The sequence below is a fragment of the Rhizobium sp. 01T437 genome (assembly GCF_056398505.1).
In genome coordinates, this window is record NZ_JBFTPM010000001.1 from 131,347 (window position 1) to 151,153 (window position 19,807).

Sequence of the window (19,807 nt, forward strand, 5' to 3'; positions counted from 1 at the left end):
CCTGATGATATCGGCTGCGGCATTGCGGCATTTATGCAACTTTGTGCTGAAGGTTGCTTCGTCTGCCAGCTTGTTCCCGTCAGAGTTCCTGCGCCGTCGGCCGGAACAGGATCTCGTTGATATCGACATCATCAGGCTGGGCGATCGCGAAGGCGACGACCCTTGCGAAGCTCTCGGCCGGGATGGCATAGCGTTCGTAGAAATCGGCAATGCCGGCCGCGACATCGGCCTCAGTAATGCTCTGCGGCAGTTCGGACTCCACAGCACCGGGCGAGACGATCGTCGTGCGGATATTGTAGGGCTTCACCTCTTGGCGCAGGCCCTCCGAGATGACGCGGACGGCTGTCTTGGTCGCCGCGTAAACGGCGCTGCCGGGGCGGACCTTGTGGCCGGCGACCGAGGAGACGTTGATGATATGGCCGCTCTTCTGTTCCTTCATATGGGGAAGGGCGGCGGCAATGCCGTAGAGCACGCCTTTGAGGTTCACGTCGATCATCCGGTCCCAATCGTCGATCTTGCCGCGCTCCAAGGGCGAGTGCGGCATGAGGCCGGCATTGTTGACGATGACGTCGATGCGACCATGCAGGCGGACAGCCTGATCCACGAGGTGCTTGACCTGGTCGGCATCCGTCACGTCGGTCTCGACGGCGGAGCCTTCGGGCAGGCCGAGTTCATTCGAGAGCGCCTGCAGCCTGTCGAGCCGCCGGGCACCCAGCACGACCTTGGCGCCGGCGCTTGCGAGATGGCGGGCAGTCGCTTCGCCGAGGCCGCTGCTGGCGCCGGTGATGACGACGGTTTTTCCCTTGATATTGTCAGTCATAGTCATTCCTTTTGCAGAGCATCGTCGGCCTGTTTTGATAACGGCAATGCTCTATCTCGTTGTTTTCACAGAAAATCGCTGTGTGCTGCTGCTGGCGCCCGTGGCCCCTCATCCGCCCTTCGGGCACCTTCTCCCCGCAGGGTAGAAGGGGGAGCTCGTGGCGCTGTCTGCAACGAATTAGGACGCTTTGAGGGGTGGCTGGACGTCGCTGCGCAACCCTTCTCCCCATCGGGGAGAAGGTGGCCCGAAGGGTCGGATGAGGGGGCCACGGGCTCAACCTTGCCAGCTATCCGACCTGATATTGTCAGCCATGACAAGTCCTCTCGGTGCCTTCCGTTTACCGCCCAACACGCGCCTGCAAATGAGCCGGGTAGCGATCTCCCTGTACGGTGACATCCGCCAACGCCGCTTCGATATCCTGCAGATCCTGCGCCGTGAGTTCGATTGCCGCGCCCCCGATATTCTCCTCCAGCCGATGCAGCTTGGTGGTTCCGGGGATGGGTGCGATCCACGGTTTCTGGGCGAGCAGCCAGGCGAGGGCGATCTGCGCCGCGGTGGCCTGTTTGCTCGCGGCGATCCCGCTCAGCACCGCGACGAGGCCTTGATTGGCCTTACGGTTTTCCTCAGAAAAGCGCGGCACGACGTTACGGAAATCCGTCTTGTCGAAACTGGTGTTCTCGGTGATCGCGCCTGTCAGGAACCCCTTGCCGAGCGGGCTGAAGGGCACGAAGCCGATGCCGAGTTCTTCGAGCAGCGGCAGGATCTCCTTTTCGGGCTCGCGCCACCAAAGGGAATATTCGCTCTGCAGGGCCGCGACGGGCTGGACCGCATGCGCCCGACGGATCGAGCCGGCGCCCGCCTCGGACATGCCGAAATGCTTGACCTTGCCCGCGGCGATCAGGTCCTTCACCGCGCCCGCGACATCCTCCATCGGCACTTCGGTATCGACGCGATGCTGGTAGAAGAGATCGATACAATCCGTGCGCAGGCGTTTCAGCGCCGCATCGGCTACCTCACGGATGCGTTCGGGGCGGCTGTCCTGGCCCCTGCTGACATCACCGTCGCGAAAGCCGAATTTGGTGGCGATCACCACCTCTCCGCGGAAGGGTTCGAGGGCTTCGCCGAGCAGTTCCTCATTGGCGCCCTGGGCATAGGCCTCCGCCGTATCGAAGAAGGTCACGCCGCGGTCGAAGGCGGTGCGGATGAGGGTGATGGCTGCCTGTTTTTCCGTTGCCGGGCCGTAGCCATAGCTCAACCCCATGCAGCCGAGGCCGAGGGCCGAGACTTCCGGGCCATGCGTTCCGAGTTTGCGCTTCTGCATTATCGTGTCTCCATCAGGTGATATTGTTCGTCCGTGACCTTCTCCATCCAGTCGACGGGACTGCCGTTGAGCTTTTCAGCGATGGCGATGTGGCTCATGGCCGTGCTTGCCGTGGCGCCGTGCCAGTGTTTTTCGCCGGGTGCGAACCAGACGATGTCGCCCGGCCGGATTTCTTCGATCGGGCCGCCTTCGCGCTGCGCCCAGCCGAGGCCGGAGACGACGATGAGCGTCTGGCCGAGCGGATGGGTGTGCCAGGCGGTGCGCGCGCCCGGCTCGAAAGTCACCGTGGCGCCGCCGACGCGGTCGGGATCATCGCTGTCGAAACGGGAGTCGAGACGCACGGTTCCGGTGAAATAGGCCTCCGGACCCTTTATGGATGGTGCGAAACCGCTTCGCTTGATCTGCATGTTGAGCATCCTCGTCTGCGGATAATTTCTGCCGATCATCATTTAGCGGCTACGCAGTTCCGCGATTAGACGCTAAATTCCGCATGAACCTATTAAGGCATCTTATGAATGAGCCGGACCAACCTTGACGATATTGCCGCCTTCCTGACCGTCGCGCGCGAGGGAAGTTTTACTCGGGCTGCCGCCATGCTTGGGGTGTCGCAATCCGCACTCAGCCAGACGGTGCGCGGCCTCGAAGAGCGGATGGGCCTGCGACTGCTCACGCGCACCACGCGCAAGGTTTCGCCGACGGATGCCGGCGAGCGGCTGATCCAGTCGGTCGGGCCGCGGCTGGAAGAGATCAACGCGGAGCTCGCGCAACTATCGGCGCTGCGCGAAAAGCCCTCGGGCACAGTGCGCATTTCGGCGGGCGAACAGGCGGCCGAGCTGATCCTCCTGCCGGCCGTTGAGAGGCTGCTGCCGCAATATCCCGATATCGCCATCGAAATCCTCGTCGATAACGGCCTGACCGATATCGTCGCCGAACGGCTCGATGCCGGCGTGCGGCTTGGCGAACAGGTTGCGAAGGACATGGTGGCCGCGCGCATCGGCCCGGATGTCAGGATGGCCGTCGTCGGTTCCCCCGGCTATTTCGAGGGGCGAGATCGCCCGCACACACCGCATGACCTGACGGAGCACAATTGCATCAATCTGCGGCTGCCGACGGCGGGCGGTTTCTATGCGTGGGAATTCGAGCAGGGTGGCCGGGAGCTGCGCGTGCGGGTGGAGGGCCAGCTCGCGGTCAATACCGGCGCGCTGGCCGTGAAGGCGGCGATTGCGGGCGCGGGTCTCGCCTTTGTGCTGGAAGACCGCATCCGCGACGATGTTGGGGCGGGCCGGCTGACGCGCGTGCTTGCAGACTGGTGCCCGCCCTTTTCAGGCTTCCACCTTTACTATCCCAGCCGGCGCCAACCGACGCCGGCCTTCGCCGTGGTAGTGGATGCGCTGCGCTATCGCGGCTGAGTGGTAACGATGCTCAAAAGCCCAAGCGCTTGAGATCTTCAGGCAGGAAGTTCTGGCCGCTGCGGTTCTTGACGGCGGGCAGATCAGCCATGCGTGCCTGCCACCGCGCCAGCGCATCGAGGCCCGGCGGGACGATGCCGGCGACTTCTGCAAAGGCGAGGCCGGCGAGCAGGGTAATGTCGGCCATCGAATAGGCCTCGCCTGTCAGGAAGGCTTGCTTGCCGAGGATCTCGTTGAAATAGCGCAGACCTTCCTTTGCCTTCTCGCCCTCGCGCTCGCCCATTTCGGTGCGGCCCGGCCATTGCGGGCTCTTGAAGGCTTGAAGTGCTGCTCCGAGGCCGGGTGTGGCGTGATGGAAGTAAATGCCGACGGGGTCGAGCACATAGGCCTCGGCGCGCCGCTGCATCATGTGGATGAGCGCCTTTTCCTTCGGGGTGCGGCCGGTGAGCTCCGGCTTGCCATCGAGATTGTCGAGATATTCCGTGATGGCAGTGCTTTCGGAGATCAGCGTGCCGTCATCCAGCTCCAGCACCGGCAGGACGCCCGATGGGTTCTTCGCAAGGAAGGCGGGCTGCTTGTGCTCGGCGGCGATCAGGTCGACCGGCACGAAGTCGATTTCGGAATCGAGGCCCTTTTGCGCCAGCACGATGCGGATGCGCATGGGATTGGGAAAGCCCGGTCTGTCGTAGATTTTCATGGAATTCTCTTTCTTTTGGGCAGGCGTGAAGGCGCGCCTCTTCGATCGAGAGGACACCGAGCCCGAGGGATTGCCGATCAAGGTTTGGAAGGGCGGAGAGCTGTTGGCCGCGCTTCTTGCCAAGATATGGCATGCGGCCTATTGTTTGATAATAATCCCCTATCTGATCAAGCTGTAAAGTAAGGCTGCACAATGGACCGAGCGGAACTGGATGGCCTTGCGATATTTCTGGCAGTTGCCGAGCAGAACGGGTTTCGCGCAGCAGCACGCCAGCTGGGTCTGACCCCATCGGCAATCAGCCAGGGCGTCCAGACGCTGGAACGGCGCGTGGGAGCTGCGCTGTTTGCGCGAACGACCCGCAGCGTGCGGCTGACGGAAGCGGGCCAGAAGCTGCTTGCGCATGCCAAGCCGGCAGCGGCGATGTTTCAGGCCGGCGTGAACGCCGCCCGCGATCTTGGCGAACAGCCGAGTGGTAACCTGCGCATCAATGCGCCGCGCCCGGCGGTTTCGCTACTGATCAACAGCCTGATGCCTGACTTCCACGAGGCCTATCCCGGTATCACTCTGGAACTTGTTGGCGACGACGAGTTCACCAACATCGTCGAGCAAGGGTTCGATGCCGGCATCCGGCTCGGGCATACGATCGAGCTCGATATGGTCTCGACCTGGCTGACGCCGCCGGACAAGTTCGTTGTCGTCGGCGCGCCGAGCCTGTTCAAGAAATATCCACGGCCCGGCCATCCACGAGAGTTGCAGGGGTTGCCCGCTCTGTTGACCCGTCGAGCCGGGCAGGTGTCGCGGACCTGGGAGTTCGTCGATGGCGGCGAGAGCCTGAAGGTTGCCGTCGATGGTCCGCTCATTCTCAATGACTACGAAGCCTCGATCCGGGCAGCCCTTCGCGGCGTCGGCTTCCTTTACACGGTCGGCTCCGTTGTCAGGCACTATATCGAGCAGGGAAGCCTCATCCCGGTGCTGGAGGATCACGCCCGCGATGTGCCGGGGCTCTGCCTCTATTATCCGAGCCGTAGCCAGTCGCTGCCCAAGCTCCGGGCCTTCGTCGATTTCGCGACGAAGCGCATGCGGCAGGGAATGACGTCAGACGCGTTCTCGGTGCAGCCGCAGCGGTCGCCAGAAAGCTGAGGGCCGGCGCCCAATCGACGCCGGCCCTCGCTTTACGATTTAAGCGACGTGCTGAAGCTGGACTTCGCGATTGTGCAGAAAGCAGGCTTTGCTGAACAGCGTGAGGTCAAGCCGGTTGGGCAAGCGGACATCCGCCAGATCCGGCAAGCCCTTGCCATCAGCCTCGAAAGATCGGTCGATTTGCGAGATGAAGGCCAGCACGATACCGGTTTCGCGAGCGAAGGTCTGGAGTGCAGACACTTGTTCCGAAAGGCCGGGCTTGCTGCGCTGCTGATCGAGGATCTGCAGATAGTCGATGACAGCCACCGTTCCCCGCGGCGCACCCGCGAGATGCCGCATGACATAATCGGCGCTGATCTCGTCCGAGGTGACGATCTCGATCTTCTCGCCGATCGCTTCGCCTTCCGGCAGGGCATGAATACGCTTCATGGTCTGCTGTTCGGTATATTCGAGCGTGAAGAAGGTGGCCTTGCGGCTCTCCCTGACGGCGTCGAGCAGAAGCTGAAGTCCGAGCAGGGTCTTGCCGTGGCCCGGACGGGCGGCGATCAAAAGCAGGTCGCCTTCGGCAAGCTGCGACAGCATGGGTGTGGCCGGCAGCAGCGTTTCATGCTGGGAAGCAAGCAGGCTCCAGGCCGTAAAACCTTCTTCCTGCGCAATACGGTCCAATGCCTGGTGAAGCGGGATCGTATCCGTACGCGCCAGCAATTTCGCACGGCGCTTCAGCTGATAGATGGGTGCAGACAGTTTCATTCAAACCTCCATTGCGAGCCGGAAACGCAACCCCTCCTTATGCGGTGCTCGAACAGATGGTTCGATGGTCGATGAACCCCGCATGGACGATGCTTTCCCGGCTGGAGGGAGGAGGCCTGGGTCGGGCCTGACAAAAGAGGTAGCGGGCGTTGCGATTCGCGACAAGCGGGAAATGACGGCATCAGCGTGGGCTGTCGCCGAGCCGCTACCTGCCGCTCGCTTCCCTTCCGGATTGGTGAATGCGCTGATAGTGTCACCGTCTGATCCATCCCGACGATTCGTCCGCAATGCGAGCAGCGGCCTCTTTGCGAGTGGCCCCGGGATCGAGGTTGCGGCGTCGGCTCCCAACCCTGGAAAAAGCCATGTTTCATCTCAATCGATGCGCCCCTGACCGTCTTCCTCAATGAACTTGATCAGCATGAGACCAGCGCATTGCCTGAGCAGCCTGTCGCGCTCATCGCCAAGATCGTCTTGGAAGCGCCGATAAAGACGCTCATAGCTCTGGCGGAACGGGGAGCCGGGCAGATATTTGGCTTCCATGCGCAGGCACGTTTCCTGCAACTCCCTGAGATCCGGCGATGTGTGCATGGCTGGCATCCTCTTGACGCGTTACGGAATTGAGAAGGACATTCACGATGTCAAATACACCGGTTACATGCGAGGTGCGCTATCGCCTGGATCCGCAAAAGCTCGCGGAATTCGAAGCCTATGCGCAGATCTGGATGGGGCTGATCGAGCGCTGCGGCGGAACGCATCACGGCTATTTCCTGCCGCGCGAAAGACCCGATGGCACCGGCATGAGCTTTCCCGCTGCCGGGTCGGATGGAGCGGGCGATATTGCGATCGCGCTCTTCACCTTTCCGGATGAGGAGAGCTATCTCAACTACCGCAGCAGCGTCGCCGCCGATCCTGAGGGTATCGCGGCCAATGCGCGTTTCGGGGACAATCCGCCGTTCAAGAGCTATGAACGCCTGTTTCTGCAGCCGTTGCCGCGCGACGATTAGGCGAACCGAAGCTACAGTCGCCGACAGCAAACAGACAGCTTCGCCGCGCTACCCGATTGTTCGTCGCCCGCAAGGGGCAACAGCAAAAGGGTATAATCATGAAGCTGAAACTGATCGCCGCTCTCGCAATCCTGTCATTCACGCCGGCTTTGGCGCTTGCAAGTCCAAGCTGTACCGGCGAGCCGAAATCCAAATGGATGCCCGAGGCGGCCATGAAGGCGAAGATCGAGGCCATGGGCTACAAGATCAAGACCTTCGAGATTACCGGCAATTGCTACGAAATCTACGGCCGCGACAAGAACGGCGAACGCGCCGAAGTCTATTTCAATCCGGTCTCCGGCGAGATCGTCCAGAAGGGCGATTGAGCGATGGCGGCCATCTCGTCGAAGAAGGAGGGCGTTGAGCCCTCCGATACCGCCCGCCAGACGATCCGGGTCTGGGACCCGGTCGTCAGGCTGTTTCACTGGACCATCGTTACCGCCTGCACGCTCAACCTCTTCATTCTCGAAGAGGGCAAATACTGGCACCGCTTCACGGGTTATGTCGTTGCTACGGCAATCGTCATTCGTATTCTCTGGGGTTTCGTCGGTACAAAACACGCTCGCTTTTCCGATTTCCTGCCGACGCCGCGCAGGGTCATGGAGCAGATCCTCGATATGATCGATGGCAATGATAAACGTTACCTTGGTCACAATCCGCTGGCATCGGTTATGATGCTGCTCCTGATGGCACTGCTGGCGGCAACGGCGCTGACCGGCTGGATGACGACGCTCGACGCCTTCTGGGGCGAAAAGTGGCTGGAGAAACTGCATGGCACCATCGCAAACGGCATCATGGTGCTTGCCTTCGTCCATGCCGGTGCGGCCATCGTCGAAAGCTGGAGGCACAGGGAAAATCTCGTCTGGTCGATGGTCACGGGTCGAAAGAAGGCATGAGGATACTGCTGATCGAGGATAGTCCCAGGCTTCGCGAACTGCTTTGCGAGGCCATCCGCGATGCCGGCTGGAAGATCGATGCTTTCGCGCTCGCGCAGGAGGGGCGGCTTGCGTTGCAGGAAGCGGAATACGACCTGCTGCTTCTCGATCTCGGCCTGCCTGATGAGGACGGGATCGCCTTCCTGAGGTCGCTCCGGGCGACAAGGGTGCAGATGCCGGTTCTGGTGCTGACAGCGCGCGGGGCGATCGACGAACGCATTGCCGGGCTCGATGCCGGCGCGGATGACTATCTCGTAAAACCGTTTCACAATGGCGAGCTGATCGCGCGCATCCGCGCGCTGACGCGGCGTGCGCCGGCAACCATTATGCCGGTCCTGGAATATGCCGCACTTCAATATGATGTCGCGTCGCGCCGGGTGATCTGTGCCGGCGCCGAGATCGCGCTCGCGCCCTCGGAAAAGGGGCTGCTCGAACTGCTGATGCGCAATGGTGGCAGGGTGGTGCCCAAGCCGAAGATCGAGCACGCCTTCTCGGAATTCGGCGACGAGCGCAGCAGCAATGCCGTCGAGCTTGCCGTTTCGAGACTGCGCAAGAAGCTGGAGGGGCACCCGACGAAGGCGCTGATCGAGACCGTCAGGGGTGTCGGCTACATGATGCGGGAGGCGCGCGCGTGAAGCAGATGTCGCCGACATTGGGCGCGATCCTGGCGCGGCGGATCGCCTTCTTTGCGGTGCTGGCCATGGTGCTGCAGCTCGCCGTGATCTTTTCCGACTATTACTGGAATGTCGGGGAGCTCTCGCGGCTCTTCGTGGAGCAGGAGACCGAGCGGCTCGCCTCCGGCATTGCTGTGGAGGATGGCACAATCCACTACCGGCTTCCCGAAAATGTCGAGGGGCGCTACAGCGAGGCGCAAACCGGCTATGTGGCCCGCATCCGTGAGGCCGACGGCGGGCTGGTTTTCCAATCCTGCGATGCGGCCTGCGAGAGCCGCTTCCTGCCACCTGATGTCAATCCTCCGGATTTCTGGCTGCGGTCGCTCAAGCCCGGCAAGCCGTTGACGCTCGCGGGCGGGCGGGCCTTTACAGTCGACGGGCGGCGCTTCGTCGTCGATGTCGCGACGACGGGCGATCCGCAGGACGTGCTGTCGGACGTCTTCTGGAATGAGGTGATCGAGCATATGATCGTGCCGATGAGCATTCTGCTGGTGCTCGTGCTCGGCGCCACCCTGCTTTCCGTGCGCCAGGCGCTGAAGCCGGTGCGGATTGCAGCCGAGGCGGCGGAACGGATGGACCCGATGGATTCCCGCTCGCATCTGCAATTTCAGGAAATGCCGCGGGAGATTGCTTATCTTGCCGAGGCCGTCAACCGGGCCTTCGAGCGTGTCGGCGATCTGATGAAATCCCAGAAGATCCTGACATCGGGCATCGCGCACGAGGTGCGCACGCCGCTTGCGGCAATCAAGCTGGAGCTCGGCCATATCGACCATCCACGGGCGCGAAAGGCTGAAGCCGATCTCGACGATCTCGTGCGCTTCGTCGGCCAGATCACCGCGCTCGCAAGGCTCGATACGTTCGATCACGGCATGTTCGAGGAGGTCGACCTCGTCGCGCTTTCGTCCAGCGTGGTGGAGCAGCTGGCGCCCTGGGTCTATGAAAACGATCACTCGCTGGAATTCTCCGCGCAGGTGGATGCCGCCATCGTGCAGGGTGTGCCGGCCCTGCTGCGGGATGCCGTGCGCAACCTGATCGACAATGCCGTCCGCCACACGCCCAAGCATACCGATATCGTCGTGCGGGTCAGCCGCAATCTGATCCGCGTCGAGGACCGGCACCCCGCCGGCATCAGGCAAGCGTGCGATGTCACAGCCCATACGGACGGCCTTGGGATCGGCCTGAAGATCGTGGAGCGCATTGCCGCGATCCACCGGGGTTCGCTTCGCCGCTCGGCCGGCAGGCAGGGCCACATCTTCGATCTGGAAGTTGGCACATAGCCGCGTCTGCACCACGCTTCTTTTGCATCATCTGTTTTTCGAGGGTTCCATGATCAAATCCGTCGTTATTTCCGGCTGTTCGGGTGGTGGGAAATCAACGTTGCTCGAAGAGCTTTCCCGGCGCGGTTATGCCACCGTCGAAGAGCCTGGACGCCGGATCGTGAAAGAGGAGCTGGCCGGGCAGGGCGCAGCCCTGCCCTGGGTCGATCCGGTTGCTTTTGCCCGGCGGGCGATCGAGATGGCGCTCGAGGATCAGAAACTGGCGGAGCCGCAGGCGAGCTGGACGTTTTTCGATCGCGGCCTGATCGATGCCGCCGCCGCGTTGCAGGCCGCAACAGGAGAAGCGGTGCTGGAGGCGCTGCGGAACCGGCATCGTTATCACCAGACGGTGTTCCTGACGCCACCCTGGCCGGAGATCTATGTCAATGACCCGGAGCGACGGCACGGTTTTGAAGAGGCGGTTGCCGAATACGAACGGCTGACTTCGGCCTATCCTGAAATCGGCTACGAGGTCGTCATCCTGCCGAAGGTCGATGTCGCCGCGCGGGCGGATTTTCTGCTGAGCCAGCTGCGGGCCGTGTAATTTCCGGGAACCAAATTCGATGCGGCTTGTTCTTTATCCGACGCGGCAACCTTATTCCCCTCTCAAAGGTTGATCGTTCCCAGCGATCGCTGCGTTGATCCTGCAAATGAAGACCCTCGGTTCCACTCCCGGACCGAGGGTTTCTTCTTGAAATTACCCGCTGTCCGATGCGGGTCTGAGATAGCCGGTGACCGCGCGTTTGACGCGTAGCGCCAGCTCGTTTCTGGCCACTTCGCCATGCTCGCCGGCGGCATCGATCATGCCCTTGATGATTGCCACCACATCACGTGCTGCGACATCGATATCGGGCTGCGGCGGCATATCCGGCCGCAGCAGCGTATCGCGGGTGAGCTCGAAGAAGTGCTGCTTGACCTGCTCGGTCTCCGTATCAAGCGGCAGGCGCGCCTCTTCATAGTCCAGCAGGCGGGCAAGGGCAGGGCGTTCCAGCTGCTGATGGACGCATGGGTTGATCAGGGCAGCGAGCGCCTCTTCGCCCGTCGGCTGATCGGCAGCACTTTCCGCATCTCCAACCAGTGACATTGTCTGCCGCAGGATCAGCGCGCCGATCAGCGCATCCTTGCGCGGGAAATATTGGTAGAGCGAGCCGACGCTGACGCCTGCCTTTTCCGCCACCGCATTGGTGGAGAAACCTTCATGGCCGCGCTCCTCCAGAATGCGAGCCGCGGCCTCGACGATCGCGCTTACCGTGACAAGCGAGCGCGCCTGTTTGGGCGCTTTTCTGGGCGAGGAGCGGCTCTCGTAGGGGCTTTCGGACATTGCTGGAAATGAGACCTGAAATGCGAGTAGCGGGAAAGCGAGTTATCGCTCACATTACTGGCGTCAGATCAAGCGCACAAGCGATCGGGCAACACAGCAGGATCTGAGATCTTCGAGCGCCTTACCGGGACCGGTGACGCGCATACGACTTGCTGTGCCTGCGATCACTCGCGCTGTAGGAACAGGAGAGTTACACATGTCAAGCGAGACCAAGACCGCCATCGTCACCGGCGCATCCAGGGGCATCGGTGCAGCGATCGCCAGGCAGCTTGCAACCGATGGATTCCAGACCGTCGTCAATTATGCGGCAAATGCCGCCCAGGCCGAAGAGGTGGTTGCGGCCATCGCGGCGGCCGGCGGCCGGGCGCTTGCGCTCCGCGCTGATGTCTCCGACCCACAGGCGGTCGCCGACCTCTTCGAGCGCACCGAAGCGGAATTCGGAACCGTCGACGTGCTCGTCAACAATGCCGGCGTCACCACCTTCGGCCCGCTCTCCGACGTGAGCGACGAAGACTACCATCGCCTGATCGCCGTGAACCTCACCGGCACCTTCAACGGTATGCGCGAGGGTGCAAGGCGGGTGCGCGAGGGCGGCCGTATCATCAATCTCTCCACCAGCATCATCGGCCATTATTCGCCGGGCAATGCCGTCTACACCGCGACCAAGGCGGCGGTGGAAGCGATGACGCATATCCTCGCAAAAGAGCTCGGCTCCCGCCGTATTACCGTCAATGCCGTGGCGCCCGGGCCGGTCGCGACCGAGTTGCTACTCGCCGGTCGCTCCCCGGAACTGATTCAGCGCCTGACCAACGAGATCCCGGTCGGCCGCCTCGGGCAGCCGGAGGATATCGCCCGGATCGTGTCGTTTCTGGCGAGCGCTGAGAGCGGGTGGATAAACGGGCAGGTGATCCGCGCGAATGGCGGGCGGAACTGATGTGCACTAGGCCTTTCTGGAGCGCGCGATTTCGGCGCGCATCCAGCTCGAATCTCCCCAGGTCGACAGCCAGATCATGAGATCGGTGAGCGCACTGATGACGGGTAGAAGCAGCGCGTGGCTGATCCCGCGCGTTGTCTGCTTTTCCTCGGCCTCGCGCAGATGTGCCAGTTCCTCGTCCTGGATCGAGGCGATGAGGGCATGAATCTCCGGGTCTCTGGTCTTCAGAAAGGCCAGTTGATCTTCCAGATGGCGATGAACGGTGCTTTCCACCGCCTCAGTGCAGATCCAGACCATGTTGCGCCCGCCGAGCGCCGTTAGAAAACCGAGCACAAAACCACCGAGGCTCCAGAAGGCCATCACACGGCATGGTTTGGCGTCCCTTGCGGGCATTGCCTCGCGAAACAAGCGACAATGCCTGATCTCGTCTTCTCGCATGTCCTGAAGTGCCGGCACGATATCCGGAAACAGGCGGTGGGCCATCCGGATTTGCGCCCCGTAGATGCGGATAGCCCCGAACTCGCCGGCGTGATTGACCTTGAGGATACGCCTAACGGTGATGGCCGGATCGCGCTTGCTGACGATATCAGGCAGATTGTCCATGATCCATGCGACCCCAGCTTCGCTGTCTGTAATAGGCAATACGAGCGCCGCGATCGTCAATGGCTGGACACAGCCTATGAGGCGTATTTTCGACCTTATCGCCGATGGCCGGCAGCACAACATCACATAAAGGAGATGATACTCTCGCTGCTTGACACGAAAAACGGCGGCGCGCATAAAAACCATATGGGGTTGCGATCACCCCACGAGGCGACATGCCGAAGAATCGCGTCCATCGAAACCGAACAACGGAGGGACGCGTCATGCCTTCATTTCTCGAAATATCTTCAGATAAGCTCGCCCGTATCGTCGGCACACCCAATGCGCCTGTCATCGTCGATGTGCGCACCGAGGAGGATTTTGCCCGCGATCCGCGGCTCGTGCCGGGCTCGATCCGGAAATCCCACACCGATGTCACGGAATGGGTTGCCGGTTTCATCGGCCCGGTCATCGTCGTTTGCCAGGCGGGCGGCAAGCTCAGCCATGGGGTCGCCGCCCATATCAGACATGCCGGGGGTGCTGCTGAGGTGCTGGAAGGCGGCTTCGAAGCCTGGATAGGTTCCGGCGGCGTGGCCGTGCCCATCGACAAACTGCCGCCGCGCGACCGGCAGGGACGGACTGTCTGGGTCACGCGCGCGCGCCCGAAGATCGACCGCATCGCCTGTCCGTGGCTCATCCGCCGCTTCGTCGATCCTTCAGCGGTCTTTCTCTTCGTACCGACGTCCGACGTTGCCATGGTTGCCGACCGCTTCGGCGCCATGCCGTTCGATATCGAGGAGGTCTTCTGGAGCCATCGCGGCGAGCTCTGCACCTTCGATGTGATGATCGAGGAATTCGGCCTTGCTTCAGGGCCGATGTCGAGACTCGCCACGATCGTCCGCGGCGCCGATACCGCCCGGCCGGACCTTGCCCCTGAAGTGGCCGGCCTGCTTGCCGCATCGCTCGGCCTGTCGCGCATGTTCGTCGACGATCTCAAGCAGCTGGATGCCGGTATGCTGCTCTATGATGCCTTCTACCGCTGGTGCCGCGACGCCACGGACGAAACGCACAACTGGCCCTCAGCGAAAAAGGGGGCCTGACGTGACCAGCGCCATTACCCATGCGACGCCCGATACCGGGGCGTCGCCAAACCCGCATGGCGTTACCTTCGGCGAGGCCTTTCGCGTCTGGCTGCGCGTTGCAGCCCTCAGCTTCGGCGGACCGGCCGGGCAGATCGCCGTCATGCACCGCATCGTCGTCGATGAGAAGAAGTGGATCGGCGAACAGCGCTTCCTGCATGCGCTGAACTATTGCATGCTGCTTCCGGGACCGGAGGCACAGCAGCTTGCCATCTATATCGGCTGGCTGATGCACCGGACTGCCGGCGGCCTGGTCGCAGGTATCCTGTTCGTGCTTCCGGGCTTCCTGTCCATCCTGGCCCTGAGCTATCTTTACGTGACCCTCGGCAGCGTCGATGCCGTCGAGGGGCTGTTCTTCGGGCTAAAGGCCGCCGTGCTTGCCGTCGTCATTCAGGCGGTCGTGAGGGTTGGCGGCCGCGCACTGAAGAACAGGGCGATGATCGGGATAGCGGCAGCCGCCTTCCTGGCGATCTTCGTCCTCCACGTGCCTTTTCCGGTTATCATCCTCGCAGCCGCCATCATCGGCTTCCTGGGATCAAAGTCGGGTTCCCGCCTGTTCCAGAGCGGTGGCGGGCACAAGGCAGCCGGCGGCGCGGTACTGTCCGATGCCGACGCGCTGCTCGGAGAGGAGATACCTGATCACGCGCGACCGAACCTCCGCTGGTCGCTGAGGGTCTCGTCGGTGCTGCTGGTGCTCTGGCTGCTACCTATACTGCTGCTCTATCTCTTCCTCGGACCCGACGATATCTTCACGCAGATCGGCGTCTTCTTCAGCAAGATGGCGATGGTGACCTTCGGCGGCGCCTACGCAGTGCTCGCCTATGTTGCGCAGGAAGCCGTCCAGCATTTCGGATGGCTGAAGCCCACTGAGATGCTCGATGGTCTGGGCATGGCGGAAACGACGCCCGGGCCGCTGATCATGGTTCTCCAGTTCGTCGGCTTCATGGGGGCCTATCGCGATCCCGGCAGCCTGAATCCGATGACGGCGGCCACGCTCGCCGCCATTCTGACGACATGGGTGACCTTCGTTCCCTGCTTTCTCTGGATCTTCCTCGGTGCTCCCTTCATCGAGAAGCTGCGCGGCAATGCTGCGCTGGCAGGCGCGATGTCGGCCATCACGGCGGCCGTGGTCGGTGTCATCCTCAATCTCGCGATCTGGTTCGGCCTGCACTTCCTGTTCCGGAGCGCCGAAGTCCACAACCTTGGACCCTTCTCGATCGAGCTGCCCGTCTGGACGTCGCTGTCGCTGCCATCGCTATTGCTGAGCCTTGCGGCAGCGATCGCGATCTTCCGGTTCAAACTGGCGGTCATTCCGGTTCTGCTCGGCTGCGCAGTCGCCGGGATGGTCTGGCCGGCCTGAGGTTCACCGGCAGCCGCGTCATCGGAAGAACCGATGGCACCATCGGTTTCTTCCGTTTTTCTTCCGGCCCGGCGCAATGCATCTGCTCTCCCAGCCAAGAAGGAGATGCAGATGACGGACATCAAAATAGAAGGCGCAGACATTATCATTGTGGGCGGTAGTTCCGGCATGGGGCTGGCGCTGGCGAAACGGCTGCTGGCCGAGGGGGCGCGGGTGACGATTGCCGGGCGCAGTGCCGAGAGGCTTGCGGCGGCACGGCGGGAGCTCGGCGATCCTGCTGATCTTAAGACCACGGTCCTCGATCTCACGCGGGAGGAGGAGGTTGCCGCCTTCTTCCGCGATTGCGGGCCGGTCGATCATATCGTCAGCACGGCGGCGGATATCGAGGGGGCTTACCAGCTTCTGCCGGATCTGCAGCTTTCGGCGGCTCAGCGGGTTGTCGAGAGCAAGTTCTACGGGCCGCTGCTGCTTGCCAAATACGGCACGCCGTGCCTGCCGCCGTCCGGCTCGATCACCTATACGTCAGGTGTTGCGGCCTATCGGCCGGTGGCGCGGGGTTCGGTTGTTGCAGCCGTCAATGCGGCGCTGGAAGGGCTGGTGCGGGCGCTTGCCGTGGAGCTTGCGCCTCTGCGCGTCAACGCGGTGTCGCCGGGATGGGTGGATACGCCGATCTGGAGTTTCGTCGCCGGTGACGCCAAGCAGGCGACGTTGGACGCGATGGCGAAGCGCTTGCCGGCGGGCCGTGTCGGCCGACCAGAGGATATTGCCGATGCGATCCGCTTCCTGATCGGCAACGGCTTTACAACAGGCACTATCCTGCACGTCGAAGGCGGGCATCGGCTGGCCTGACCGGCCGCAGATCCTCGCTCGCCGACGCGAGTAATAGGGAAAGCGCCGGCGGCTGCACCCGCCGACGCCGCCACAGCATAATGAGCGAGGCGGTGGGCGTGTCGCCCGGCCAGGGCAGTTCCGCGACATCGCCGCGCTCCACGGCCAGATTGGCGGCCAGACGCGGGACAAGACCGTAACCAGCGCCGGAGGCAACGAGGCGGATGATCGTCTGGATGCTGTCAGCCTGGGTGACGATATCGGGCGTGGCAATGCCTGCTTCGGCAAAGGCGGTATCGAACAGGCGGCGATAGACGCAACCGGTTTCCGTGGCGATGAAGGGTAGCTGGCTCAGGTCCGCAAGGTTCCCGGGCGGTATCGCCCCGGCATTGCGGCCCGCAATCAGCATCAGCGGTTCGCGCGAGACGAGGCGGGTCACGAACCGCTCGTCCTGTTCTCCGCGATCGAAGGTGATGGCGATATCGATCGAGCCGTCTTCCAGGCGGCGCTGCAATTCACCGCTGCCAGCGATCTTCAGCGTCAGGCCGATATCAGCATGGGCCTCGCGAAAGCGCGACAGGAAGGGAGCGAACTTCTCCGCCGCGACGGTTTCTAGTGTGCCGATCGCAAGCGTCTGTCCGCCAAGACCGGCGGCGGCACGGATCGCCGCTTTCGCCTCGTCGTTCAGCGCCAGGATCTCCTCGGCATAGGCTTTCAGCGTGTCACCGGCCGGTGTCAGCGTCACCCCCTGTCGGGAGCGCTCGAAAAGCTGTACGCCCAATTCCTCTTCGAGCACCTGTATCTGGTCGCTGAGGCTCGACTGGGCGAGGTTCGCGTCGCCGGCGGCACGGGTGAAATTGCCGTGCTTTGCGACCGCAAGGAAGGTTTTCAATTGTCGTGGGTTCATCTCGGGCTCCGTGCTCCTCAGCAAGGATGGGCACTCTCTGCCTATATCAGGCGGCGGTGCGAAGAGGGAGTCTCTCCGCTTGGGTGTCACCTCCGCGCCGGGTCAGTAATGTTGACGGCAGCCAGCGGTTTGGCCAAGCTGCGGCGGTATTTGCAAGCAAAAGGGAGCCTTGCCGATGCCGCCTTTAGAGACATCCGTGATCGACTGGCTGCTCGCCTCCGACCCGGCCATCCGCTGGCAGGTGCTGCGCGATCTGCTGGATGCGCCCGAGCCCGTCTGGTCCGCCGAGCGGCAGAAGGTCGAGCGGGAAGGGTGGGGTGCCAGACTATTGTCCTTTCAGGATGCCGATGGGCAATGGGCGGGCGGCTCGTTCCTGCCTAGCGATTTCACACGCGAGGAATGGCAGGCGACCGGCCAGCCCTGGACGGCGACGAATTTTTCGCTGACGCAGCTTCGTGAATTCGGGCTCGATCCGCGCTCCGAGAGCGCAATGAGAACCGTCGCGCTCATCGGCGCCAATTGCCGCTGGGACGAAGGCGGGCAGCCCTTCTGGGAGGGCGAGGTGGAGGAATGCATCAATGGCCGCACGGTAGGCGACGGCGCCTATTTCGGCATCGATATCTCGCCCATCGTGGAAAGATTGCTCGGCGAGCGGCAGTCGGATGGCGGCTGGAACTGCGAGCGGGCGAATGGCTCGATGCGCTCCTCCTTCCACACCACGATCAATGTGCTGGAAGGACTTCTGGAATATGAGCGGGCAACCGGCGGCACGGAGCAATCGCGCGAGGCAAGACGGTCGGGAGAGGATTATCTGCTGGCGCGGCACCTGATGCGGCGGCTCAGCACCGGCGAACCGGTCGACGAGAAGTTCATGCAGTTCCTGCATCCGAACCGCTGGCGTTTCGATGTGCTGCGGGCGCTCGATTACTTTCGCGCCTCAAGCCTGCTGACGGGGGCTGCCCCCGATATGCGGCTGAAAGAGGCAATCCAATACCTCCGGCTCCGACGACTGGAGGATGGTCGCTGGCCGCTCGACTGGCGCGTGTCCGGCAGGGCATGGTTCGTGATGGATGACGGAGAGGGAGAGCCCTCACGCTGGGTGACGCTCAGGGCGCTCAGGGTATTGAAATGGTGGGATGGCCGGCAGGCTGAACATGCCGTACCGTGAAGCCGCTGCGCATCCGGCATTGTCTTGGGCAATCCTTGGTTTAGGCCGGTGTGCTGAAGGCCGAAAGCCTGGCCTCGAACTCTTCCATCGTATCGAGAAACCAGCAGTTCGTGCCGCTGTTGGATTCAAGGACGAAGCTTTGCAGCGCGTTGCTGCCGGCAAGCTCCGCATCGATCCTGCCGATAATGGCAATACGAACCTTGTAGTTGACGAATTTCTGGATCGCAGCACCTGCAATGCCTGAGCGGAGCGTCAGGAAACCCTCGGGCAGGCGGGCGACCGGCAGCACCACCCAATCGACGGCTTCGCCGAGCGCGTGGCCGATCAGATCGTTGATGCCGCTTTCAGCCGATAACGGCTTGCCATCGGGATTGCGGAGGAGCACGCGAAAGCCGTGCGAGAGCCTGATATCATTGCTCACGGAATGTCCTTTCTGGTCAGCGGAGCGCCTTCAGATAAGCGTCCAGGCTGTTCAACAGTTCCGCCGTATCCGACGGCGTACCGATCAGGATGAATTTCTGGAGTTGCCGTTCCGCATCATAGGCGGCGTTGAACTGCATGGCGTGCGGCCGGCGATGCCGCGAGATCAGCATGGCCTGCATCAGCACCGTCAGGCGGTTCGAGATTTCGGCGGAGAGATCGGGCACCTCGACGACGCTGGTGACATAGACCTCGGCCTGAGGGGCCGGGGCGCTGTTGCTGACTCCGGCGAAGGCTTCGAGGTCGGAGCGCAGGATGCGGTAGGATTTGCCGATGCGCTTGGCGCGCAAACGCTCTTCGCGGATGAGCCGCAGCACGGTCTTCGGGTGCAGTTTCAGGCGTTCGGCCGCCTGTTCAGCAGTGTAGAACTCTTCCGACATGATCCGTATTATTCTCTATCATGATTTTCATTTCGAATAATAAGGAATATTTTGGAATAATCCAGATCGATATTCGCCTTGATGCGGATCAATGCGGAATGCCCTACAGCCGCACATGCTTCAGCCATCAAACCGAGCGGAGCGAGCGATGGACGAGGCGATCAGGAAGACGATCCAGGCGATACTGGATGGGCAACGGATCATGAGCGTTGCAACGCTCCGGCCAGACGGCTGGCCGCAGGCGACGACGGTCGGCCACGTCAATGACGGGCTGACGCTCTATTTCCTCTGCAGCCCGGACAGCCAGAAGGCCGCCAATCTGGCGCGGGACAAGAGGATGTCGCTGACGATCAACCCCGATGCCGGCCAGCTGATGCAGATCACCGGCCTGTCGATGGCCGCGCATGCCGAGAAGGTGGAAGACGCTGCCGAGGCCGACAAGGTGCTCCAACTGATGCCGGCGAAATATCCGGTTCAGGAGGGTCTGGCAATCGCCATGCCGACGCGGGATCAGATCTGCATCTTCCGCGTCGTGCCGAAGGTGATTTCGGTGCTCGATTATTCCAAGGGGTTCGGGCACACCGATCTCGTTACGCTCTGATG

General features: G+C 62.3%; 25 protein-coding genes. 14 read left to right on the forward strand and 11 right to left on the reverse strand.

The genetic code is table 11. The annotated features are described in order from the left end of the window. Positions 1-79 precede the first annotated feature (79 nt). The 3 genes from AC1DM5_RS00685 to AC1DM5_RS00695 all read right to left on the reverse strand — a co-directional run bounded on the left by AC1DM5_RS00685 (position 80) and on the right by AC1DM5_RS00695 (position 2,548). Positions 80-820, reverse strand: coding sequence for an SDR family oxidoreductase (locus AC1DM5_RS00685; RefSeq protein ID WP_477821239.1), 741 nt, complete (start codon positions 818-820; stop codon positions 80-82). Positions 821-1,157: 337 nt separating this feature from the next. After that, a complete protein-coding gene (locus AC1DM5_RS00690; protein ID WP_477821240.1) occupies positions 1,158-2,141 on the reverse strand; it encodes an aldo/keto reductase in 984 nt (327 codons plus the stop codon). Continuing rightward, positions 2,141-2,548, reverse strand: coding sequence for a (R)-mandelonitrile lyase (locus tag AC1DM5_RS00695; protein WP_477821241.1), 408 nt, complete (start codon positions 2,546-2,548; stop codon positions 2,141-2,143). Before AC1DM5_RS00695 ends, AC1DM5_RS00690 begins: the two co-directional genes overlap by 1 nt. Before the next feature lie 108 nt (positions 2,549-2,656). On the opposite strand from AC1DM5_RS00695, the gene AC1DM5_RS00700 reads away from it, so the two are divergent. Next, complete coding sequence (locus tag AC1DM5_RS00700) at positions 2,657-3,550, forward strand: LysR family transcriptional regulator (protein WP_477821242.1); 894 nt, start codon at positions 2,657-2,659, stop codon at positions 3,548-3,550. 13 nt (positions 3,551-3,563) lie between these two features. Here the strand turns inward: AC1DM5_RS00700 and AC1DM5_RS00705 are convergent, their stop codons facing one another. Continuing rightward, the gene (locus AC1DM5_RS00705) at positions 3,564-4,247 is read right to left on the reverse strand and encodes a glutathione S-transferase family protein (RefSeq protein WP_477821243.1); all 684 of its coding nucleotides are present in this window, start codon (positions 4,245-4,247) and stop codon (positions 3,564-3,566) included. Positions 4,248-4,439: 192 nt separating this feature from the next. On the opposite strand from AC1DM5_RS00705, the gene AC1DM5_RS00710 reads away from it, so the two are divergent. Continuing rightward, positions 4,440-5,387, forward strand: coding sequence for a LysR family transcriptional regulator (locus AC1DM5_RS00710; protein ID WP_477821244.1), 948 nt, complete (start codon positions 4,440-4,442; stop codon positions 5,385-5,387). A 39-nt stretch (positions 5,388-5,426) separates the two neighbouring features. Here the strand turns inward: AC1DM5_RS00710 and AC1DM5_RS00715 are convergent, their stop codons facing one another. Both AC1DM5_RS00715 and AC1DM5_RS00720 read right to left on the reverse strand, forming a co-directional pair. Further along, entirely contained in the window at positions 5,427-6,137 is a 711-nt protein-coding gene (locus tag AC1DM5_RS00715) for a DNA helicase (RefSeq protein ID WP_477821245.1), read from the reverse strand. 372 nt (positions 6,138-6,509) lie between these two features. Then, positions 6,510-6,725, reverse strand: coding sequence for a hypothetical protein (locus AC1DM5_RS00720; RefSeq protein ID WP_477821246.1), 216 nt, complete (start codon positions 6,723-6,725; stop codon positions 6,510-6,512). Positions 6,726-6,772: 47 nt separating this feature from the next. Here AC1DM5_RS00720 and AC1DM5_RS00725 point away from each other — a divergent pair, with 47 nt between their 5' ends. The 6 genes from AC1DM5_RS00725 (at position 6,773) to AC1DM5_RS00750 (ending at position 10,649) form a co-directional block, all read left to right on the forward strand. Continuing rightward, positions 6,773-7,141, forward strand: coding sequence for an NIPSNAP family protein (locus tag AC1DM5_RS00725; protein WP_477821247.1), 369 nt, complete (start codon positions 6,773-6,775; stop codon positions 7,139-7,141). A 98-nt stretch (positions 7,142-7,239) separates the two neighbouring features. Continuing rightward, positions 7,240-7,506 carry a PepSY domain-containing protein gene (locus AC1DM5_RS00730; RefSeq protein ID WP_477821248.1) on the forward strand — a complete coding sequence of 89 codons (267 nt, stop codon included), beginning with the start codon at positions 7,240-7,242 and terminating at the stop codon, positions 7,504-7,506. 3 nt (positions 7,507-7,509) lie between these two features. After that, positions 7,510-8,076 (forward strand): cytochrome b/b6 domain-containing protein, encoded by a 567-nt coding sequence (locus AC1DM5_RS00735; protein ID WP_477821249.1) that lies wholly within the window; start codon positions 7,510-7,512, stop codon positions 8,074-8,076. Beyond that, positions 8,073-8,750, forward strand: coding sequence for a response regulator transcription factor (locus tag AC1DM5_RS00740; RefSeq protein ID WP_025669134.1), 678 nt, complete (start codon positions 8,073-8,075; stop codon positions 8,748-8,750). Before AC1DM5_RS00735 ends, AC1DM5_RS00740 begins: the two co-directional genes overlap by 4 nt. Then, positions 8,747-10,066, forward strand: coding sequence for an ATP-binding protein (locus AC1DM5_RS00745; RefSeq protein WP_477974449.1), 1,320 nt, complete (start codon positions 8,747-8,749; stop codon positions 10,064-10,066). Before AC1DM5_RS00740 ends, AC1DM5_RS00745 begins: the two co-directional genes overlap by 4 nt. Before the next feature lie 49 nt (positions 10,067-10,115). Next, a complete protein-coding gene (locus AC1DM5_RS00750) occupies positions 10,116-10,649 on the forward strand; it encodes an AAA family ATPase (protein ID WP_477821251.1) in 534 nt (177 codons plus the stop codon). A 153-nt stretch (positions 10,650-10,802) separates the two neighbouring features. On the opposite strand, the gene AC1DM5_RS00755 is transcribed toward AC1DM5_RS00750, so the two are convergent. Next, positions 10,803-11,426: a TetR/AcrR family transcriptional regulator gene (locus tag AC1DM5_RS00755; RefSeq protein WP_477821252.1), complete on the reverse strand. Its 624-nt coding sequence runs from the start codon at positions 11,424-11,426 to the stop codon at positions 10,803-10,805. A 196-nt stretch (positions 11,427-11,622) separates the two neighbouring features. Between AC1DM5_RS00755 and AC1DM5_RS00760 the strand changes: the two genes are divergently transcribed. Continuing rightward, a complete protein-coding gene (locus AC1DM5_RS00760; protein ID WP_477821253.1) occupies positions 11,623-12,360 on the forward strand; it encodes a glucose 1-dehydrogenase in 738 nt (245 codons plus the stop codon). A gap of 6 nt (positions 12,361-12,366) precedes the next feature. Here AC1DM5_RS00760 and AC1DM5_RS00765 read toward each other — a convergent pair whose 3' ends face one another. Next, a complete protein-coding gene (locus tag AC1DM5_RS00765; RefSeq protein ID WP_477821372.1) occupies positions 12,367-12,963 on the reverse strand; it encodes a demethoxyubiquinone hydroxylase family protein in 597 nt (198 codons plus the stop codon). Between the two features lie 263 nt (positions 12,964-13,226). On the opposite strand from AC1DM5_RS00765, the gene AC1DM5_RS00770 reads away from it, so the two are divergent. The 3 genes from AC1DM5_RS00770 to AC1DM5_RS00780 all read left to right on the forward strand — a co-directional run bounded on the left by AC1DM5_RS00770 (position 13,227) and on the right by AC1DM5_RS00780 (position 16,290). After that, positions 13,227-14,042, forward strand: coding sequence for a chromate resistance protein ChrB domain-containing protein (locus tag AC1DM5_RS00770; RefSeq protein WP_477821254.1), 816 nt, complete (start codon positions 13,227-13,229; stop codon positions 14,040-14,042). A 1-nt stretch (position 14,043) separates the two neighbouring features. Then, entirely contained in the window at positions 14,044-15,441 is a 1,398-nt protein-coding gene (chrA, locus tag AC1DM5_RS00775; protein WP_477821255.1) for a chromate efflux transporter, read from the forward strand. A 111-nt stretch (positions 15,442-15,552) separates the two neighbouring features. Further along, a complete protein-coding gene (locus tag AC1DM5_RS00780; RefSeq protein WP_477821256.1) occupies positions 15,553-16,290 on the forward strand; it encodes an SDR family oxidoreductase in 738 nt (245 codons plus the stop codon). Here the strand turns inward: AC1DM5_RS00780 and AC1DM5_RS00785 are convergent. Next, positions 16,253-17,176, reverse strand: coding sequence for a LysR family transcriptional regulator (locus AC1DM5_RS00785; RefSeq protein WP_477821257.1), 924 nt, complete (start codon positions 17,174-17,176; stop codon positions 16,253-16,255). The two genes, AC1DM5_RS00780 and AC1DM5_RS00785, sit on opposite strands and share 38 nt — an antisense overlap. Positions 17,177-17,351: 175 nt before the next feature. Here AC1DM5_RS00785 and AC1DM5_RS00790 point away from each other — a divergent pair, with 175 nt between their 5' ends. Then, on the forward strand, positions 17,352-18,344 hold the full coding sequence (locus tag AC1DM5_RS00790) for a squalene cyclase (RefSeq protein ID WP_477821258.1): 993 nt from the start codon (positions 17,352-17,354) through the stop codon (positions 18,342-18,344). Positions 18,345-18,384: 40 nt separating this feature from the next. On the opposite strand, the gene AC1DM5_RS00795 is transcribed toward AC1DM5_RS00790, so the two are convergent. Both AC1DM5_RS00795 and AC1DM5_RS00800 read right to left on the reverse strand, forming a co-directional pair. Next, positions 18,385-18,765 (reverse strand): DUF4180 domain-containing protein, encoded by a 381-nt coding sequence (locus AC1DM5_RS00795; RefSeq protein ID WP_477821259.1) that lies wholly within the window; start codon positions 18,763-18,765, stop codon positions 18,385-18,387. 16 nt (positions 18,766-18,781) lie between these two features. After that, complete coding sequence (locus AC1DM5_RS00800) at positions 18,782-19,204, reverse strand: helix-turn-helix domain-containing protein (protein WP_477821260.1); 423 nt, start codon at positions 19,202-19,204, stop codon at positions 18,782-18,784. Positions 19,205-19,352: 148 nt separating this feature from the next. Here AC1DM5_RS00800 and AC1DM5_RS00805 point away from each other — a divergent pair, with 148 nt between their 5' ends. Continuing rightward, on the forward strand, positions 19,353-19,805 hold the full coding sequence (locus AC1DM5_RS00805) for a pyridoxamine 5'-phosphate oxidase family protein (protein ID WP_477821261.1): 453 nt from the start codon (positions 19,353-19,355) through the stop codon (positions 19,803-19,805). Positions 19,806-19,807 lie beyond the last annotated feature (2 nt).

Bases quoted from the DNA above. Each gene is read 5' to 3' on its own strand.
- AC1DM5_RS00685 (WP_477821239.1), bottom strand. From the start codon at position 820: ATGACTGACAATATCAAGGGAAAAACCGTCGTCATCACCGGCGCCAGC.
- AC1DM5_RS00690 (WP_477821240.1), bottom strand. From the start codon at position 2,141: ATGCAGAAGCGCAAACTCGGAACGCATGGCCCGGAAGTCTCGGCCCTC.
- AC1DM5_RS00695 (WP_477821241.1), bottom strand. From the start codon at position 2,548: ATGCAGATCAAGCGAAGCGGTTTCGCACCATCCATAAAGGGTCCGGAG.
- AC1DM5_RS00700 (WP_477821242.1), top strand. From the start codon at position 2,657: ATGAGCCGGACCAACCTTGACGATATTGCCGCCTTCCTGACCGTCGCG.
- AC1DM5_RS00705 (WP_477821243.1), bottom strand. From the start codon at position 4,247: ATGAAAATCTACGACAGACCGGGCTTTCCCAATCCCATGCGCATCCGC.
- AC1DM5_RS00710 (WP_477821244.1), top strand. From the start codon at position 4,440: ATGGACCGAGCGGAACTGGATGGCCTTGCGATATTTCTGGCAGTTGCC.
- AC1DM5_RS00715 (WP_477821245.1), bottom strand. From the start codon at position 6,137: ATGAAACTGTCTGCACCCATCTATCAGCTGAAGCGCCGTGCGAAATTG.
- AC1DM5_RS00720 (WP_477821246.1), bottom strand. From the start codon at position 6,725: ATGCACACATCGCCGGATCTCAGGGAGTTGCAGGAAACGTGCCTGCGC.
- AC1DM5_RS00725 (WP_477821247.1), top strand. From the start codon at position 6,773: ATGTCAAATACACCGGTTACATGCGAGGTGCGCTATCGCCTGGATCCG.
- AC1DM5_RS00730 (WP_477821248.1), top strand. From the start codon at position 7,240: ATGAAGCTGAAACTGATCGCCGCTCTCGCAATCCTGTCATTCACGCCG.
- AC1DM5_RS00735 (WP_477821249.1), top strand. From the start codon at position 7,510: ATGGCGGCCATCTCGTCGAAGAAGGAGGGCGTTGAGCCCTCCGATACC.
- AC1DM5_RS00740 (WP_025669134.1), top strand. From the start codon at position 8,073: ATGAGGATACTGCTGATCGAGGATAGTCCCAGGCTTCGCGAACTGCTT.
- AC1DM5_RS00750 (WP_477821251.1), top strand. From the start codon at position 10,116: ATGATCAAATCCGTCGTTATTTCCGGCTGTTCGGGTGGTGGGAAATCA.
- AC1DM5_RS00755 (WP_477821252.1), bottom strand. From the start codon at position 11,426: ATGTCCGAAAGCCCCTACGAGAGCCGCTCCTCGCCCAGAAAAGCGCCC.
- AC1DM5_RS00760 (WP_477821253.1), top strand. From the start codon at position 11,623: ATGTCAAGCGAGACCAAGACCGCCATCGTCACCGGCGCATCCAGGGGC.
- AC1DM5_RS00765 (WP_477821372.1), bottom strand. From the start codon at position 12,963: ATGGACAATCTGCCTGATATCGTCAGCAAGCGCGATCCGGCCATCACC.
- AC1DM5_RS00770 (WP_477821254.1), top strand. From the start codon at position 13,227: ATGCCTTCATTTCTCGAAATATCTTCAGATAAGCTCGCCCGTATCGTC.
- AC1DM5_RS00780 (WP_477821256.1), top strand. From the start codon at position 15,553: ATGACGGACATCAAAATAGAAGGCGCAGACATTATCATTGTGGGCGGT.
- AC1DM5_RS00785 (WP_477821257.1), bottom strand. From the start codon at position 17,176: ATGAACCCACGACAATTGAAAACCTTCCTTGCGGTCGCAAAGCACGGC.
- AC1DM5_RS00790 (WP_477821258.1), top strand. From the start codon at position 17,352: ATGCCGCCTTTAGAGACATCCGTGATCGACTGGCTGCTCGCCTCCGAC.
- AC1DM5_RS00800 (WP_477821260.1), bottom strand. From the start codon at position 19,204: ATGTCGGAAGAGTTCTACACTGCTGAACAGGCGGCCGAACGCCTGAAA.
- AC1DM5_RS00805 (WP_477821261.1), top strand. From the start codon at position 19,353: ATGGACGAGGCGATCAGGAAGACGATCCAGGCGATACTGGATGGGCAA.